This window comes from Peptidiphaga sp. (assembly GCF_057238965.1).
Genome location: NZ_DBHHEV010000035.1, coordinates 1 through 16,035 on the forward strand (window position 1 = coordinate 1; position 16,035 = coordinate 16,035).

Here is a 16,035-nt window from a genome sequence, read left to right on the forward strand (position 1 = left end):
AGACGGCGCGGAAGCCGTAGTCCTTGAGCGCCCACACCGCGTGCTCGCGCGAGGAACCGGTGCCGAAGTCGGGCCCTGCCACCAGCACCGAGCCCCGGCGGTACTCCTCCTTGTTGAGGACGAAGGAGGGGTCTTTGCGCCACGAGGCGAAGAGGGCGTCCTCGAATCCCGTGCGGGTGATCCGCTTGAGGTAGACGGCCGGAATGATCTGGTCCGTGTCGACGGCGCTGCGCCGGAGCGGGACGCCGATCCCGGTGTGCTGCGTGAACTTTTCCATCGTGTTCCTTTCTTAGCCGCCGAGGCGTCTGGCTCGGCGGAGCCGTTCAACCCGGCTGAAGGCCCTAAACTTCCCGTTTCAGCCGAGGTCGGACGGCGTGGCGAGCTTTCCCTTGACCGCCGTCGCCGCCGCGACGAGGGGCGATACGAGGTGGGTCCGCCCTCCCGGCCCCTGCCGCCCCTGGAAGTTTCTATTCGACGTCGAAGCGCACCGCTCCCCCGGGCTCAGCTGGTCGGGGTTCATGCCAAGGCACATCGAGCATCCGGCGTTGCGCCACTCGGCTCCGAAGTCGAGGAAGACTTTGTCGAGCCCCTCGGCCTCGGCTTGGAGGCGGACCCGCGCCGACCCCGGAACCACCATCACGCGGGTTTTGGGCGCCTTCTTGCGGCCCTCGACCACCTTTGCGGCCGCCCGCAGGTCCTCGATGCGGCCGTTGGTGCACGAGCCGATGAACACGGCGTCGATGTCGATCTCCCGCATCGGCGTTCCCGGGGTCAGACCCATGTATTCGATTGCGCCTTCGGCGGCTTTGCGCTGTGTCTCGTCGGCGATGTCGGCAGGCTCAGGCACCTTTCCGGAGATCCCTATTCCCTGGCCCGGGTTGGTCCCCCAGGTGACGAAGGGCTCCAGCTCGTTGGCGTCGAGCTCCACCACGGTGTCGAATTCGGCGTCGTCGTCGGTGGCCAAGGTGCGCCAGTAGGCAACGGCTTCGTCCCAGTTCTCCGGCGCGTTCGGCCTGCCCTTGACGTAGGCGAACGTCGTCTCGTCGGGAGCGACCATTCCGGCCCGCGCGCCGGCTTCGATCGACATGTTGCAGATCGTCATCCGGGCCTCCATTGACAGGGAGCGGATGGCCTCTCCGCGATACTCGATGACGTGGCCTTGGGCGCCGTTCGTTCCGATCTTCGCGATGATCGCCAGGATGATGTCCTTGGCGGTGGTTCCGGGCTTGAGCCTGCCGTCGACGTTGATGGCCATCGTTTTGAACGGCGCGAGCGGGAGGGTCTGCGTCGCCAGCACGTGTTCGACCTCCGACGTGCCGATTCCCAGGGCGAGCGAACCGAAGGCGCCGTGAGTGGAGGTGTGGGAGTCGCCGCACACGATGGTCATGCCCGGCTGCGTCAGCCCGAGTTGGGGGCCGACGACGTGGACGATCCCCTGGTCGGCGTTGCCGAGCGAATAGATGGGAACGCCGAATTCCTCACAGTTCCGCCGCAGAGCGTCGATCTGGGCGCGGGAAGTGAGGTCTGCGATGGGCAGGTCGATGTCCAGCGTCGGCGTATTGTGGTCCTCCGTCGCCACCGTCAGATCCGGGCGGCGCACGGGGCGCCCGGCCAGGCGAAGCCCCTCGAAGGCCTGTGGGCTAGTCACTTCGTGAACGAGCTGCAGATCGATGAAAAGAAGGTCGGGGGCGCCGTTCTCTCCGCGCTTGACAACGTGGTCGGCCCAAACCTTCTCGGCGAGCGTCGCACCCATTGTGTCCTCCTTTGTCATATTCGGTTGAAAGAGTCAAGAAAAGGATCCCGCAGTGCAGGGATTTTTGTCCTTGCATCTCAAAGCGTGAGATGCAAGTATCAATACATGGACACTGTACCCGAGGACGACGCCGATGGACGCAACGGCGACACGCTACGAGACGACAGCTCCGGCGTCGGAGTTCTCGACAAGGCGGCTTCCGTTTTCAGCGCCCTTGAATCCGGGCCGCAAACGCTAGCGCAACTGGTGTCCGCAACGCATTTGGCGCGGCCGACCGTCCACCGCCTCGCCGTCGCACTCGAACACCACCGCTTGGTTGCCCGCGACATGCAGGGGCGTTTCATCCTCGGCCCACGGCTCGGCGAGTTGGCCTCGGCAGCCGGCGAAGACCGCCTCCTCGCCTCCGCCAGCCCGGTGCTCATCGCCCTGCGCGACCACACGGGGGAATCCGCCCAGCTTTTCCGCCGCCAGGGAGATCAGCGGGTGTGCGTGGCCGCCGCCGAGCGAACGGTCGGGCTGCGCGACTCGATTCCCATCGGCGCGACCCTGTCGATGAAGGCCGGGTCGGCCGCCCAGGTGCTTTTGGCGTGGGAGGAGCCCGATCGGCTCCACCGGGGTCTGCACGGGGCCACTTTCACCGCCACGAACCTGTCCGCCGTGCGCAGGCGCGGGTGGGCGCAGTCGGTCTCCGAACGCGAGATCGGGGTGGCTTCCATATCGGCCCCCGTGCGCGGGCCATCCGGCCGCGTCATCGCCGCGGTCTCGATCTCCGGCCCCGTCGAGCGCATGGGGCACCAGCCCGGACGCCAGCATGCGACGGCGGTCGTGACCGCGGCCCGGCGCCTGACCGACGTCCTCCAGGCGACCGAAGGCCTCGGCGCTGATCTGTGAGGGCGCGGAAATCCGACGGCGCGTGACAAAGCAAAACCCGGGAAGCGAAAGCCCGGCCAATGAAAACTTGAGGAGCAAAGCGCAAAGCCTCGCTCCCCAAGCTTTCGAGGAATTAGCGTGTATCTAACTTGTCACGCGCCTGCTTCTACAGAAAAGACGAGACCGTCAGCCATCACCAATTGCATTTGTGCTTCCAGATGGGCAGCCACCACCAATCTGGATTTGAAGGTCTCGCAGCCTCCAAATCCCAATGGAAACCCGCTCCAAAAACAGCATATCCGTAGCGGACATGACACGAGTACTGTTGGACGAGTGTTTCAGCAGGATTGGGGCCGACAAGGCGATCCTTCCATTCCTCCCAGCCGGCATATCGAATGATTCGATTGCCAAGGACAGGGTTGTTTGGCATATTAGGACCCGTATTACCAAGATACACAGACCATCCCCACGGTGACAGCTCACCCGAATACACATTCTGTCCCTGCCATTGGCCCTTCCGGTTTACTTCGAGGGTTTTGAACAGATCGATGCCCCACCAAGGATCGGCGACGATGGGGTAGGCGTACTGGCTGCCATGATCGACCACTTGCGTGACGACGTTGCCCTTGACCTCGTAATGGGTCGGAACGCTCTTGCCCTTGGCATCTTTGGCCCACGCCGGTGCGATGCCGACAACCATCTTCTCGCCCTTCGTCACCAAAACGGACGAACCGGCGCGCTGGATCTTCGCACCTTCAGGCACCTGCATTTTGTACGCATAGCGTTTGGGCGCGTTGGCGTTGTTGATGACGGTGTTGATCTGAGTACTCCCGTCCTTGCGGACGATCGGCGTTGTAGACGAGCCGTTTTTATTGTCAAAAGCGACCATGCCGGCATGCGACGACGCCGCCCTTGACGCCGAGCCGGAGAACGGCAGGTCCACCGAGACCTTGCCGTTGCGCCCGGCGATCGTCATCTTCGAGCTCGGATCGTTGGGCACCGAAATGCCCACGCCTTGCTGCGTCGTTTTAATCGCGTCCTTGCCTGAAGCGTTCGCCGGAACGTCGGCTGCCGCGTCTGTCCACTTGCGGTCGGCTCTTTCAACAGCCTGATATGCCTGCTGCGCCGTAGCACTCGCCGTATCCGAACCTTGATCTGGAGAATCTGCGTGGGCGACCGACGCCCCCGCAATCGCCATCGACAACGCCGACAGCGATGCTGCAAAACGAATGAGTTTCATCATAACCTCCTATCTTCACCCGTTGCTTTAGTGTTTTTTACTGTAGTCTTAGCCACTACAGCAAGCAATGCAATATAAATTGCAATGCTCCCCAGCGAAGGCCAATCTCAGGAGCTCACGCGCAAAAGTCCGTTTCCATCGCACTTTTCAAAGCTAGATAATATCGACTTTTCGGACACGCTCTGATAAAATTCTCCTTGGAAACAAAAGAGTTTCCAGCATATCGCGAGCAAAAAACCACTCACCCTGGCTTAGAGTGTCAGGGAAAACACATCTTTAGAAGAAAACGCTTCAGACCTACCTTAGAATTTAATTGATCTGAAAGTTTCACAATTTATGAAGGCGGTCTTCTCGTCGCCCCTGAATCTAATGACGTCGAACAATTTCGCCGACGTCCAAGCCCCAAGAAAGCGCCGTCGTCAGGCAATGTCGTCAAGCAACCTCCTGGCGCCGGGCGGTCTGTAACCGGCACCCAGGGGTCTGTAGACTTCCCTTGCGCAATCCGATGCCGATCTCACGCAACCCGATGCCGAACTAGGCGGACGAAACCAGATACGATTACCCGCATGAGACGGACGCTCCTCGTGACGAACGACTTTCCGCCCCGCAAGGGAGGAATACAGACGTATCTCGAAGGCTTCGCCCGCGAGCTCGACCCGGATTCCCTCGTCGTCTACTGCTCTTCTCCCCCGGACGGCGGGGCGGACGAGTACGACGCCGCGCAGCCGTGGACGACGATCCGCTACCCGGGAACGGTCATGCTTCCGATCCCAAGCGTGCGCCGCGAGATGCAGAGAATCATTCGCGAGCAGTCCATCGAGGCGGTTTGGGTCGGCGCATCGACGCCGCTCGGCCTTATGGCGAACGCCGCAAAAGCCGCCGGGGCGGGCAAAGTCATCTCGACCACCCACGGACACGAGGTCGGCTGGGCGAGGGTCCCTGCCGGGCGCCTGGCTCTGCGGAAGATCTTTCGCGACGCCGACGTCGTCACCTACCTGACGAAGGCGACCCTCCGTCGGCTTCGCCCGCTCATCGGGGACACCCGAATCGTGCGCCTGCCGGGCGGCATTTCGCCGGAGGACTTCGCATTCTCGGCGTCGTGGCGGCAAAAACTGCGCGAACGTTACGGGATTGGCGACGATCCGACGGTCGTGTGCATTTCGCGACTGGTCGAGCGCAAGGGGCAGGACACGCTCATTCGCGTCTGGCCCCGGGTCCTCGCCGCCTGCCCGCAGGCCAAGCTCGTCATAGTCGGCAAGGGCCCCTACCAGGGCGATTTGCGGAAGATGGCGCAGGAAAGCCCCGCTGCGGAGAGCATCGTCTTCACGGGCGAGGCGCCGTTCGAGGAGCTTGCCGCCCACTACAGCCTGGGCGACGTTTTCGCCATGCCGTGCAGGACCCGCGCGGCGGGCATGGACCTCGAAGGGCTCGGAATCGTCTATCTCGAGGCCTACGCCGCCGGCCTTCCCGTCGTCGCCGGGGACTCCGGCGGCGCGCCCGAGGCGGTCCTCAATGGAAAGACCGGCGTCGTCTGCTCGGGACATCGCCCGGAAGCCGTCGCCTCCGCGCTTGCGTACATGCTGGGCAACCCTTCGCGCGCCAAAGAGATGGGCCGCGCCGGGCTTGCCTGGGTCGACGAGGCGTGGCGCTGGTCGACGCTCGCCGTCCCCCTGCGGGAAGAACTGCTGTGACCGAACCGCAGAAGAAGACGCCGTGACCGAACTACTGAAAGAGCTGCTGTGATCGAATACTTCGCGCTGGCCGTCGCCGTCGGCTGCCTGGTTCCCGTTCAAAGCGCCATGAACACGCGCTTGAAAGTCTCCTACGGAACGACGATAGGGGCCTCTTTCGTCTCTTTCGTGATTGGAACGGCGTTCCTCGGCGTGATAGTCGTCAGCGAAAGCCTGAACATCGTTCCTCCCGTCAGCACCCCGTGGTGGTCTTATCTGGGCGGGGCGATGGGAATCCTTGCCCTTTTGACGATCATCACGATTTTTCCGCACGTCGGCGCGGTCGAAACGGTGGTGCTGCCCGTCGGCGGAAAGATCCTCTCGGGGCTGGCCATCGACCATTTCGGCCTGTTCAACTCCCAAGTCCAGCCTATCTCTGCATATCGGCTGGCGGGGGCCGGACTGGCCGCCGCGGGAATGCTTCTCGCGGTCTACGGGCGCGGGAAATCCTCGCGGGTCGGCCCGCGTCCGAAGCTCGTATGGCGGGTCATGGGGATCCTTGTGGGCGTCTACGCTGCGCTGCAGGCGGCATTCAACGGGAACCTCACGAAGATGCTGGGCTCGTCGATCGCGTCGGGCTTCGTCTCCTACGCCACGGGCACGATCCTGCTTCTGCTTCTCGTCGTCTTCAGCAATCAGCTTCCGCATAAAACGACCCGCGGTCGATGGTGGATGTGGCTGGGCGGGCCGGTGGGCGCCCTTTTCGTGGTGGGCATGGCCCAGCTCGTTCCCCACTTGGGAACAGGAGTCACCCTGCTTGTGGTCCTCATCGGCCAGCTGCTCGGCTCGATGGCCATCGACCACTTCGCCCTTTTCGGCGCGCGAAAGGCGCATGTCACGCTCTTCAGGCTGATAGGCGTGGCCGTTCTGGCCGGCGGAATGTACGTGTACTACACCTTCTGACGCCCATGGGCCTGGGGCGTCCGCAAGCCAAGATTGGCCAATGCTGCCTATGAGTCGGAGACAGTCTCGCGGAGCTTGTCTGGCGGAGCGGACAAGGCAACGACGGCCCGCAGCCCTGTTGACAGCCCGCAGGCGGAAATCTAGCCTGGCCCCATGGCTCTTCTCCGTCTCGTGAACTGTTCGAATCCGCTGCCGGATTGGGCTCGGCCGAAGCTGCCCGCCGCCGTCCGCGCCCTTGCAGACCGGGGCCACGAGCTGGATTGCACGGAAGTCCTCGAGCTTGGCGCCGACCGGCGCTGGAGCCCTCGGCTGCGTGCACGCATGTTGACCGAGGCCTTCGCCGACGACGCCGTCGACGCCGTCTTCGACGTCTCGGGGGGCGATCTCGCGAACGAGGCGCTCCCCTACGTCGACTGGGACGCCGTGGCCGCACACCCCAAACCGTATTTCGGCTTCTCCGACAACAGCTGCATTGTCAACTCGATCGTCGCCATGACGGGGCAGCCGGCCGTCCTGTGGAATCCCGCGGCTGGCGTGGAGCGGGGGTTCGACGCGGTCGACGCCGCATTGGCAGGCCGCATCCTCCGCCCGGCGCTCACCGGCGCGGAAGGTCTGGCGCAGACGCGATGGGCCGGGGGCAACCTTCGCTGCTTCCTCAAGCTCGCGGGAACGCCATACTGGCCGGATTTGAAAGGAAAGGCCTTGGTCGTCGAGTCGCTCGGCGGAAGCCTGCTTTCGCTTGCGACAAGCCTCGCTCAACACAGGCAGATCGGATCCTTTGACGCCGTTGCGGGAATCGTGGTGGGCCAGCTGACGGAGATCGACGAAGCGGGCGAGCGTGCCGCCGCACTCGAACTGGTCAGAGAATATGCGGGCGGCCTGCCCATCGCCGAGGCGCCCGGGCTCGGGCACTCGCCAGACAGCGAGCCGGCGACGTTCTCTTAAGGGAAGGCTGCGGTTTGCCAAGAAAGACGCGACGTTTCTTTCGCGAACCGGCTTTTCGCACAACGGCCCGCGACATAGCGAGCTCGTTCAGAGGGAAGTGAATTGTACCCCCAGCGGGATTTGAACCCGCGTTACCGCCGTGAGAGGGCGGCGTCCTAGGCCACTAGACGATAGGGGCGCAGAGAAAAAGGCCATCCGAGACCACTCCTCCGCTGGGGTACCAGGACTCGAACCTAGAACGGATGAACCAGAATCACCTGTGTTGCCAATTACACCATACCCCAGTGCAATCACCAGCTTTCGCTGGCGACAGATAAAAAGGCTACCGGATTGAGCGCCGTTGGGCAAAACGACGACGCGTGCATCCCGTCACTGAATGCGGAGCGTCGGGACGGCACAGAGAACGATGTCGGCGCAAAGTCGGCGCGCCCGCCCGACGCCGGAGATTTCGGCGGCTCGCGGAAGGCGCTGGACTCCGACTGGCCCCTCAGGAGACGCGAGGCCGATTGAGCCAAAGAATCGATCCTGGCGTCCAACCGGTCATCATAGTCAGGGGCCTGTTTTGCGGATCGCCGCCCCAAGAGTCCCCCTCCGCCGCATTCTCCCTGTCCCGCACTGTCTCGGAGCCCTTCAAGGCCGCAAGGTCCCCGAGAGCCGTCGAACCGTCCAAAGCGGGGCGTCCCTCCAAGGCCGCGGAATCCCCAACGGTTGAGTGCCCCTCGACGCTCAGAACGTCCTCGAGGGCAAGGGGCGCGAAGGAGGATCTGAGCGCGCCCGCCACGGAGACGTAGACGCCGTCGATCTCCCGCCTCGCGGCCTGCCAATCGACCGTGTACATCTGCCCCTCCGCGTTGCCCTGCCACCCTGCCTTCACATCCGGGGTCAACCGCGCGGGAAACCGCGCTACGAGCCGCATCCAGTCGTCGGGCGCGTGAATCGATGCTATCCGCGAACCGTCGCCCGCCGCGAGAGCCCCGCGGTCCAATCGGGCGACGTCGCAGTCTCCGGCGTCGTCCCCGAACCACTGCTCCGTGCACGTGCGCCCGTCGACGACGCTGTCCTCCCACCTCTCCTGGTCAAATCGACTTGCGGAAAGGTCTCGGTAGCTGTGAAGGACCGGCCACTCCATCTCGGAGGAGGGAAACCATGCGGCACCGCTGATCGTCGGCGCCCGCGAACCCCATTCTGCGGCGCCGCTCGTCGCCGCAAGACCCGACGAGCCTGCAGGGACTCCTCCGGGGCGTTCGACGCAAACGGTCGAGGAGGCTGGAACCTGTTCATGCCAGGTGTAGGCGGCAGGGTCGAAGCCTTCGCTCCACCATTCGAGGCCCGGCAGACGGAACAGACGCTCGGCGATCCGGTCGAGCCGGGTGCGCAGGCCTTCGCCGCACAGGTCGTCGATCGGGATCTCTTCTTCGCACAAGCCGAAGGCGTAGCCGACCGTCGCATCAGACAAAGCCATTTCGACGATTCGCGGGAGTTCTATTTCGTCGCCCGCCTCGAGCGCGCGCTCACACCAGGCGACGACGCCCGCGACGTAGCTTTCAACGAGCTCTCGCCGGTCGGCTGCGGGACAGCCGCGGCCTTCGGGAGAGCTGCCGAGGTTGGGACGGCCTTCCAAAGGGCCGCTGCCTTTCGGAGGGCCGCTGCCTTCGTGAAACTCCCCGCCGTCATGTTTGTCGCCGTCGCATTTGTCGCCGCTGGCCACAGCCATGCTGCGGGGAACGACGTTTCCTTTCATGCAAGCAATAATCCATGGGCTCGGCACAGCCGCGCCGTGGGGAACGACGTCGCCGAGCAGCTTCAAATCGTCGGAGGCGGGGCCCCGCGTTCCGGCGCGCAACTTCAAAAACCGCGGCAGTTTGCGTCGAAACAAGCGGCTTTTCGGCTCTTGAAATACGAGGCGCATTTGCGAGGGCAATTCCTCGAAATGCACGGGCGAAAGCGCGGGAAGGCCCTGCGCCCACTCCGCGCGGCCCCCGTCCGAAAAATTGGCTTCGTTCTGCAGCGCGGACGCAAGCTCACGGACCAAGACGCGCTGCATGATGCCGCGGCGAACCGCGTACTTGCTGGTGCGGGGAGACTGAGAATCTTCGGGCGGCTTGCGAAACCACTCCCGCGGCCCGCGAATCCAGAAAATGCGCCGTCCCAGTCTCATAAAGCCAGACTACAGGCGCACGCCCGGCGCGGCCAGAGGAACTCTTGCCGAGGCCGCCCCTCGGGCCCCGGTCACTCGCCTATCGTGTGCGGCTCGATATCCCCACCGAAGCCCCGCGCGCGACTCGGCGACACTCCGCCGACCGTCCGGTCAGAGCGAGCTTTCCGCAAACGCAGCCTACAGGCGTGCCAGAAGCCGCTCGATTCTCACGAGCGCCTCGTCCTTCCCGAGGATCGCCATGGAGTCGACCACCGGAATCGAGACGTTTGTGCCGGTCATGGCGACGAAAAGCGGGCCGAAGGCCAGCCGCGGCTTGATGCCCAGACCCTCGACGAGTTTGGCGTCGAGGGCCTCTTTGAGCTCTTCAGGCTTAAACGACTCCATCGAGCGCACCGCCTCGGCCGCCCCCGCGAGGGCAGCAGGCGCCGAGTCCTTGAGTTTGGCGACGGCCTTCTCGTTGTATACGACGTCCTCGGCGCCGACGAAGAGGAACCGCAGCAGGTCCGGCGCCTCGCCGAGAAGCTGCATTCGAGTCTGCGCCAGGGGCGCGGCGGCGTCGAGAATCCTGCGTTCGGCGTCGGTCAGTCCCTCGTACTTGTCGGAGCTCACAATTCCCTCCCGCGCGAGGAAAGGGACCAGGCGCGAGGTGTAATCGGCGACGTCGAGCCGGCGAATGTGTTCGGCGTTGATGGCCGTGCACTTCTTCTCGTCGAATCTGGCGGGATTGGGGTTGACGGCGTCTATCTCGAAGGCGGCGACCATCTCGTCCTTCGTGAACACGTCGTTGTCCGGGCTGATGGCCCACCCCAGCAGGGCGAGGTAGTTGAGCAGTCCCTCAGGGATCACGCCGCGCTCGCGGTGAAGCAGAAGGTTGGATTGCGGATCGCGCTTGGAGAGCTTCTTGTTCCCCTCCCCCATGACGTAGGGCAGGTGGCCGAACCTCGGAGTGAACTTCGCGACGCCGAGCTCCTCGAGCGCGCGATAGAGGACGATCTGACGCGGCGTGGAGGAAAGGAGGTCCTCTCCGCGCAGCACGTCGGTGATCTCCATCATGGCGTCATCGACCGGATTCGTCAGCGTGTAGAGAGGGTCGCCGTTCGCGCGGACGATGACGTAGTCGGGAACTGATCCGGCCTTGAAAACAATCTCTCCGCGCACGAGGTCGGTGAACGAGACGTCGGCGTCGGGCATGCGCATGCGAATGACCGGTTTGCGGCCCTGCGCCCTGTACGCTGCTTTCTGTTCCTCGGTCAGGTCGCGGTCGAAGCCGTCGTAGCCGAGTTTCGGATCGCGCCCGGCGGCTCGGTGGCGCTCCTCGATCTCCTCCGGCGTCGAAAAGGACTCGTACGCGTACCCGCCGGCCAGAAGATTCGCGGCGACGTCGCGATAGATCTCTCCGCGTTCCGATTGGCGGTACGGTCCGTGGGGCCCGCCGACGCCGACGCCCTCGTCCCATTCGAGCCCCATCCACGTCAGCGAATCGACGATCGCGTCGAAGGAATCCTCGGAGTCGCGGGCGGCGTCGGTGTCTTCAATTCGGAAGACGAAAGTGCCGCCCACGTGGCGCGCATAGGCGTAGTTGAAAAGGCACGTGCGCACCATTCCCACGTGGGGCGCGCCGGTCGGCGAAGGGCAGAAGCGAACGCGGATGTCTGAGCCCGCAGCAGTTGTGATAGCCATGATGCAACAAGGGTAACGCCCGCAAGCTCGCCGAGGCTCGGCGGAAGCGCAGTGCGCCGAGTGAGCTAGGGCACCGACGGACCGGCTCGCAGCCGGACGGCGCTGCCTTCGACATCGGCGGCGCATCGCGCAGCCAGGCGGCGCAAGGCGCGTCGGTGCGGAGCGAATGCCCGCTCGGCCAGGCCGCGCGGCGCTTTGCTTGCGTTGTTGCGCAGCCTGAACGTCGGGCGGCCGAAGTCGCTTGCATATGACGTGACGTCACATGATGAGATAGGGGCATGAAAGTTTGCGAGGTCGCCTACCTTGCCGGCACGACGGTGCGCGCCGTTCGCTGGTACCACGCCGTGGGCCTGCTTCCGATTCCCGAGGGAAGGCCCCGAGACTACGGCTTCGACGATCTTGCCCGTCTCGTGCGAATCAGGTGGCTGGCCGAATCCGGGATGAGCCTCGCTTCCATCGGCCACCTGCTCGACGGCTCGTCAAAAGGCGCGGCAGAAGACTTCGACTCCGCCCTGGAGCGGATCGATGCGGAGATCCAAAAGCTCGCCTCTCAGCGCAACAGGATCGAGGGCTTGCGCGAGCTGGCCAAAAGCGACGCGACGATCTCTCCCCTGCCGGCTTCCCTCGACTCTCTTTACACGACTGTCCGTTCCCGCCTGACGAATCCCCGTCACATCGAGCTCCTCGAGCGCGACCGCGTCATCGCCTCGATCATCGGGGCGTGGGACAAGCTTCCCGACGTCGCGCTGTACTCGGCGACCGAAGCCGACATCGACGCCATGGTCGAGGGGCTCGAGATCTTCGCCCAGGCGATGGACGCCGACGACGTCAGCCCTCTCGTGGACCGATTCATCGTCGTCTACACCAAACTTGCGAGCAAATTCGGCCTTGCCGGCCTGGCCGACAACATCGTCCGCATAAACGCCGACTTCGAGCGCCTTCTCCTGGCGATGAGGGTGGCTTACCCCGATCGAAAGCATCGCCGGTTCATGGAACTGTGCCTGGTCAGGCTCGGATGGGTCGAGCCCGAGGCCTTCGAGGCCGCGCCAAATGCAAACGCTTCGGCCCACGGGGCGAAGGCCTCGGCTCACGGGGCAAACGCTTCGGCTCACAAAGCGACAAAAGAAGGAAACGCAAAAGCGACGCAAGACGGCGCTGCAGACCCTGCGGGCGCCGCACATGCTCAGGAAAAAGCAGACTCCGCCCGTGGCGGCGAAAAGGCGGGCGCTGCACACACTCACGAAACAAAGGAAGAAATCGATGACGGAGACCATTGAAGTCAAAGGCCTTGTGAAGGCCTTCGGACAGTTGCGCGCGCTCGATTCGCTCGACCTCGCCGTGGAGGAAGGGACCGTCCACGGATTCCTCGGCCCGAACGGCTCGGGAAAATCGACGACGATCCGATGCCTGCTGGGCCTGTATCACCCCGATGAGGGGACTGTGCGGGTGTTCGGCATGGACCCGTCCACGTCGGCCCGCGGCATCAACCGACGCGTGGCCTACGTTCCGGGCGAGGTGGCCCTGTGGCCGAATCTCACCGGGCAGCAGGCCCTCGACGCGCTGGCCGCGCTGCGGGGAAGGCGCGACAAGGCCCGCGAGCGCGAGCTCATCGAGCGTTTCCGACTCGACCCTTCGAAACGCATCAGAACGTATTCGAAGGGGAACAGACAGAAGGTGATTCTGGTGGCGGCCCTGTCCGCCCCCGTCGACCTGCTCGTCCTCGACGAGCCGACGAGCGGGCTCGACCCTTTGATGGAGCAGATCTTCGGCGAGTGCGTCGCCCAGGCGAAGGCGGAAGGGCGGACAGTTCTCCTCTCGAGCCATATTCTGGGCGAGGTGCAGGCTCTGTGTTCGCATGTGACGATCATCAAGGACGGCGTCACGGTGGAGACGGGCAGGCTTGACCGGCTCAGGCACCTGGGAGCCCGTGAGATACGCGTGCGCGGCGAGGAATCTCGGTTGAAGAGCCTGTTTGCGGACGTCGAGTCGAAGGGCGTCGCCGTTGCGTGGGATGAGGGAGACCTCGTTGCGGAAGCCGACGCCGCTCACGTGCCGGACGTCCTCGGCGCGGCCGTCGCGGCAGGTTTGGCCGACATCACATGCACGGCTGCGAGCCTTGAGGACCTGTTCCTTCGGCATTACGAGGCGACGATCCGATGAACGCCAAGGATTTCAAAACCCTTTTCGGCGTCGCGCTGCGTCGCCAACGGCTGGCATTCGCCGCATGGATCGGCGCTTTCTGCCTCGTCTTGGCCGTTATTCCCAACGCCTACCGGAATAACCTGGGCAGCATGGAGCTTCGCAGATCCGTGATCGAGATGATGAACTCCAATGCCGGAACGCGCCTTCTGTTCGGGACGGTCCCTCAACCCGGCACGGTCGGCCAGCTCGTCCAGTGGGAAACGGGAATGCTCCTTTTGGTCTTCACGTCGATCGCAGCCATCCTCATCGTCACGACCGTCGGGCGCCGCGGCGAGGACGACGGCCTTCGCGAGCTTGTCGAAGGGACCGGGGTCAGCCGGGCGGTCGTGTTCGCCGTCCAAGCCGCAATTGGAACGGCCTTTTCCCTGGCCGCCGGTTTCAGCTGCGGCCTTGTCCTCGCTGTCCAGGCGCCGCTGTTTTCTGAGATCTCCGTGGCCGGCTCGGTGTGCCTGGGGATCGCGATCGCCCTCACGGGCTGCGTGTTTTCGGCGATTGCCCTGGTCGCCTCTCAGCTTGCCGACGACGCCGTGGGGGCGCGTCGAATCTCCTTCGTGGCGCTGTTCGCGGCGTTTTCCCTGCGCGTCGGAGCGGTCGCCGCCGACTGGGACCGGGTGCAATGGCTCACTCCCTTGGGATGGAAGGAACTGCTCGAGCCCTACACCGCCGATCGTTTCCTTCTCGCGATTCCCATGGCCCTCGCGGCGCTCGCGCTCGCCGCGCTGGCATGGCGCCTGTATTCGCGCAGGGAGCTTCACGGGGCCTATTTGAGATCGGCGAGCCGCTCGGGCTCTCGCCTGCGGGCGGCCGGCGTTTTCTCGCTAACGCTGCGATTGGGGCGGCGCAGGCTGCTCGGGTGGCTCGTCGGCGTCGTCGCGACGGCCGCCTTCATCGGCTCCATGGCGGGTTCTTTCGTCACTTTGACGAAGAAAAACGCCAACTACTCCGACCTCCTGTCGAAAATGTCCGGAGGCGGCGAGGCCACGTCTCAGATCGTCTCGCTCTTCTCGGTCATCGTCGGCATTCTCATCGTCTGCGAGACGGCGAATGCGATCTCTTCACTCGCCGAAACGGAGAAGAAGGGGATTCTCGACGTCGAATTGGCCAGCGGGACTTCCAGAAGAAGAGTCGTCGCGGCCCAAGCCGTCGCGGGCGCCGTGGAATCGGCGATCCTGGGGGCCGCGGGAGCAGCGACCCTCGCCGTCGCCGTCGGCCTTTCCCTCGACTGGGAGCACGGGCGCGAGATCGCCTGGAAAACCGCCACCCAATGGCCCGCGTGCGCGTGCCTCGCAGGCGTGGGATGTTTGCTTTACGCGCTTTCGAGGAAGCTGACCGCCGGAGTGTGGGCGCTGGTCGGATGGTCCTTCGCCCTGTCATGGTTTGGGAAGCTTCTGGAGCTGCCAGAGTGGGCGTCCAAGACGACGCTTCTGGGATGGTCCTTCTCCCCCTCGGACACCGAGCGCCTTCCCCAGGCCCTCGGATTGCTCGCCGTCGGGCTCGCCGCATCCGCGTTTGCAACGGCCGCCTGCCGCCGTCGCGACATCCTTGCGTCGTAGCCGCGTCCTTTGACCTCGTGGCCACGTCTGCCTCGGCCGTCCAAGCCCAGCCCGGCGGCCGAGCCTCGCTCCGACCGTCCGCGCTTGGCGCAGCCGCCTCGACATGCAATCGGCAACGGCCCCCTTGAGGCTGGCCGCGGTCTATCCTTGAGAGATGATCGACCACATTTCCATCAATGCAAGCAATCCCGAGGCTTCCAAGGCTTTTTACGCAGCCGCGTTGGAACCGCTCGGCTACCGCATCGTCATGGAGCACGGGCCCGTCGTCGGCATGGGCGCCCCTTCGCCGAATGCCCCCAAGGACGCGCCGATTCCTCCAGACCTGTGGATCGTGCCGGCAGAAAGCCCCACGCCCTGCCACATCGCCGTTTCGGCCTCATCGTCTGAACAGGTGGACGCCTTCCACCGTGCGGCGACGGCGGCCGGCGGCGCCGACAACGGGGAGCCGGGCGAGCGTCCGCATTATCACCCCGGCTACTATGGGGCGTTCGTCCTGGATCCCGACGGCAACAACCTGGAAGCCGTCTTCCACGGGAACTGACTCCGGGATTCTTCGAAAGCCGATTCTGAGCTTCTTCGAGAGCCGACTCTGGAAGCCGTTTGCCGGGTGACTTCGGCGAAAGATTTGCCGAAGCGCCCGGCAATTCGGCAAACAGTCAAGGCAATCCGTTCAAGCGCTTCGAGAAATGCCGAAAGCGTCCCGAGGCAACTCGGCGATTCGACAGTCCGGCGAAGCCCCGAAACTCGTTGAGGCGGCACGGCCTCAGGAGCGCCGACAGACGGATTCCAAGAGCTCTCGGGCCGTGGCTTTGACGTCGCGCCCTTCGGACAGGGCAGAGACGGCGGCGCCGTCGACGACGGCGATCGCCAGGTCGGCCGTCAGGTCGATGCGCAAATGGGCGAGCACCCGGGCGACGGCCGCATTGAGCCGTGAGCGCCCCGTTCGATAGGCTCTCGCGACAGGCGCGAAATCGCCCGCGCTTATCAGCTGCGCGTCGTGG

The 16,035-nt window shown here is 64.5% G+C and carries 13 protein-coding genes, 2 tRNA genes and 1 pseudogene; 8 read left to right on the plus strand and 8 right to left on the minus strand.

Going from position 1 to position 16,035, the window contains the following annotated elements:
• Together ACO48X_RS05675 and leuC are read right to left on the minus strand one after the other, a co-directional pair.
• Positions 1–277: 3-isopropylmalate dehydratase small subunit (locus ACO48X_RS05675; protein ID WP_485001149.1), on the minus strand; the 277-nt coding region annotated here is incomplete at its 3' end.
• A gap of 78 nt (positions 278–355) precedes the next feature.
• Positions 356–1,753, minus strand: coding sequence for a 3-isopropylmalate dehydratase large subunit (gene leuC / locus ACO48X_RS05680; RefSeq protein ID WP_485001150.1), 1,398 nt, complete (start codon positions 1,751–1,753; stop codon positions 356–358).
• A gap of 105 nt (positions 1,754–1,858) precedes the next feature.
• Here leuC and ACO48X_RS05685 point away from each other — a divergent pair, with 105 nt between their 5' ends.
• Entirely contained in the window at positions 1,859–2,644 is a 786-nt protein-coding gene (locus ACO48X_RS05685; protein WP_485001151.1) for an IclR family transcriptional regulator, read from the plus strand.
• Between the two features lie 172 nt (positions 2,645–2,816).
• Here the strand turns inward: ACO48X_RS05685 and ACO48X_RS05690 are convergent, their stop codons facing one another.
• Positions 2,817–3,866, minus strand: coding sequence for a hypothetical protein (locus tag ACO48X_RS05690; protein WP_485001152.1), 1,050 nt, complete (start codon positions 3,864–3,866; stop codon positions 2,817–2,819).
• Between the two features lie 563 nt (positions 3,867–4,429).
• Between ACO48X_RS05690 and ACO48X_RS05695 the strand changes: the two genes are divergently transcribed.
• The 3 genes from ACO48X_RS05695 (at position 4,430) to ACO48X_RS05705 (ending at position 7,441) form a co-directional block, all read left to right on the plus strand.
• Complete coding sequence (locus tag ACO48X_RS05695) at positions 4,430–5,554, plus strand: glycosyltransferase family 4 protein (protein ID WP_485001153.1); 1,125 nt, start codon at positions 4,430–4,432, stop codon at positions 5,552–5,554.
• A gap of 48 nt (positions 5,555–5,602) precedes the next feature.
• Positions 5,603–6,496 (plus strand): DMT family transporter, encoded by an 894-nt coding sequence (locus ACO48X_RS05700; RefSeq protein ID WP_485001154.1) that lies wholly within the window; start codon positions 5,603–5,605, stop codon positions 6,494–6,496.
• Positions 6,497–6,649: 153 nt separating this feature from the next.
• Complete coding sequence (locus tag ACO48X_RS05705) at positions 6,650–7,441, plus strand: LD-carboxypeptidase (protein ID WP_485001155.1); 792 nt, start codon at positions 6,650–6,652, stop codon at positions 7,439–7,441.
• A gap of 105 nt (positions 7,442–7,546) precedes the next feature.
• On the opposite strand, the gene ACO48X_RS05710 is transcribed toward ACO48X_RS05705, so the two are convergent.
• The 4 genes from ACO48X_RS05710 to gltX all read right to left on the minus strand — a co-directional run bounded on the left by ACO48X_RS05710 (position 7,547) and on the right by gltX (position 11,279).
• Positions 7,547–7,619 (minus strand) — tRNA-Glu (locus ACO48X_RS05710).
• A gap of 34 nt (positions 7,620–7,653) precedes the next feature.
• A tRNA-Gln gene (locus ACO48X_RS05715) sits at positions 7,654–7,725 on the minus strand.
• A gap of 203 nt (positions 7,726–7,928) precedes the next feature.
• Positions 7,929–9,182 (minus strand): hypothetical protein, encoded by a 1,254-nt coding sequence (locus ACO48X_RS05720; protein WP_485001156.1) that lies wholly within the window; start codon positions 9,180–9,182, stop codon positions 7,929–7,931.
• Between the two features lie 594 nt (positions 9,183–9,776).
• Positions 9,777–11,279: a glutamate--tRNA ligase gene (gene gltX / locus ACO48X_RS05725; protein ID WP_485001157.1), complete on the minus strand. Its 1,503-nt coding sequence runs from the start codon at positions 11,277–11,279 to the stop codon at positions 9,777–9,779.
• A gap of 278 nt (positions 11,280–11,557) precedes the next feature.
• Between gltX and ACO48X_RS05730 the strand changes: the two genes are divergently transcribed.
• From ACO48X_RS05730 to ACO48X_RS05745, 4 genes are all read left to right on the plus strand, one after another.
• Complete coding sequence (locus ACO48X_RS05730; protein ID WP_485001158.1) at positions 11,558–12,556, plus strand: helix-turn-helix domain-containing protein; 999 nt, start codon at positions 11,558–11,560, stop codon at positions 12,554–12,556.
• Complete coding sequence (locus ACO48X_RS05735; protein ID WP_485001159.1) at positions 12,540–13,439, plus strand: ABC transporter ATP-binding protein; 900 nt, start codon at positions 12,540–12,542, stop codon at positions 13,437–13,439. Before ACO48X_RS05730 ends, ACO48X_RS05735 begins: the two co-directional genes overlap by 17 nt.
• Positions 13,436–15,034 (plus strand): hypothetical protein, encoded by a 1,599-nt coding sequence (locus tag ACO48X_RS05740; protein ID WP_485001160.1) that lies wholly within the window; start codon positions 13,436–13,438, stop codon positions 15,032–15,034. The genes ACO48X_RS05735 and ACO48X_RS05740 overlap by 4 nt, the downstream gene beginning before the upstream one ends.
• Before the next feature lie 154 nt (positions 15,035–15,188).
• Entirely contained in the window at positions 15,189–15,575 is a 387-nt protein-coding gene (locus ACO48X_RS05745) for a VOC family protein (protein ID WP_485001161.1), read from the plus strand.
• 222 nt (positions 15,576–15,797) lie between these two features.
• Here the strand turns inward: ACO48X_RS05745 and ACO48X_RS05750 are convergent.
• Positions 15,798–16,035 (minus strand): annotated as a pseudogene (locus ACO48X_RS05750) (TetR/AcrR family transcriptional regulator); the annotation flags it as partial.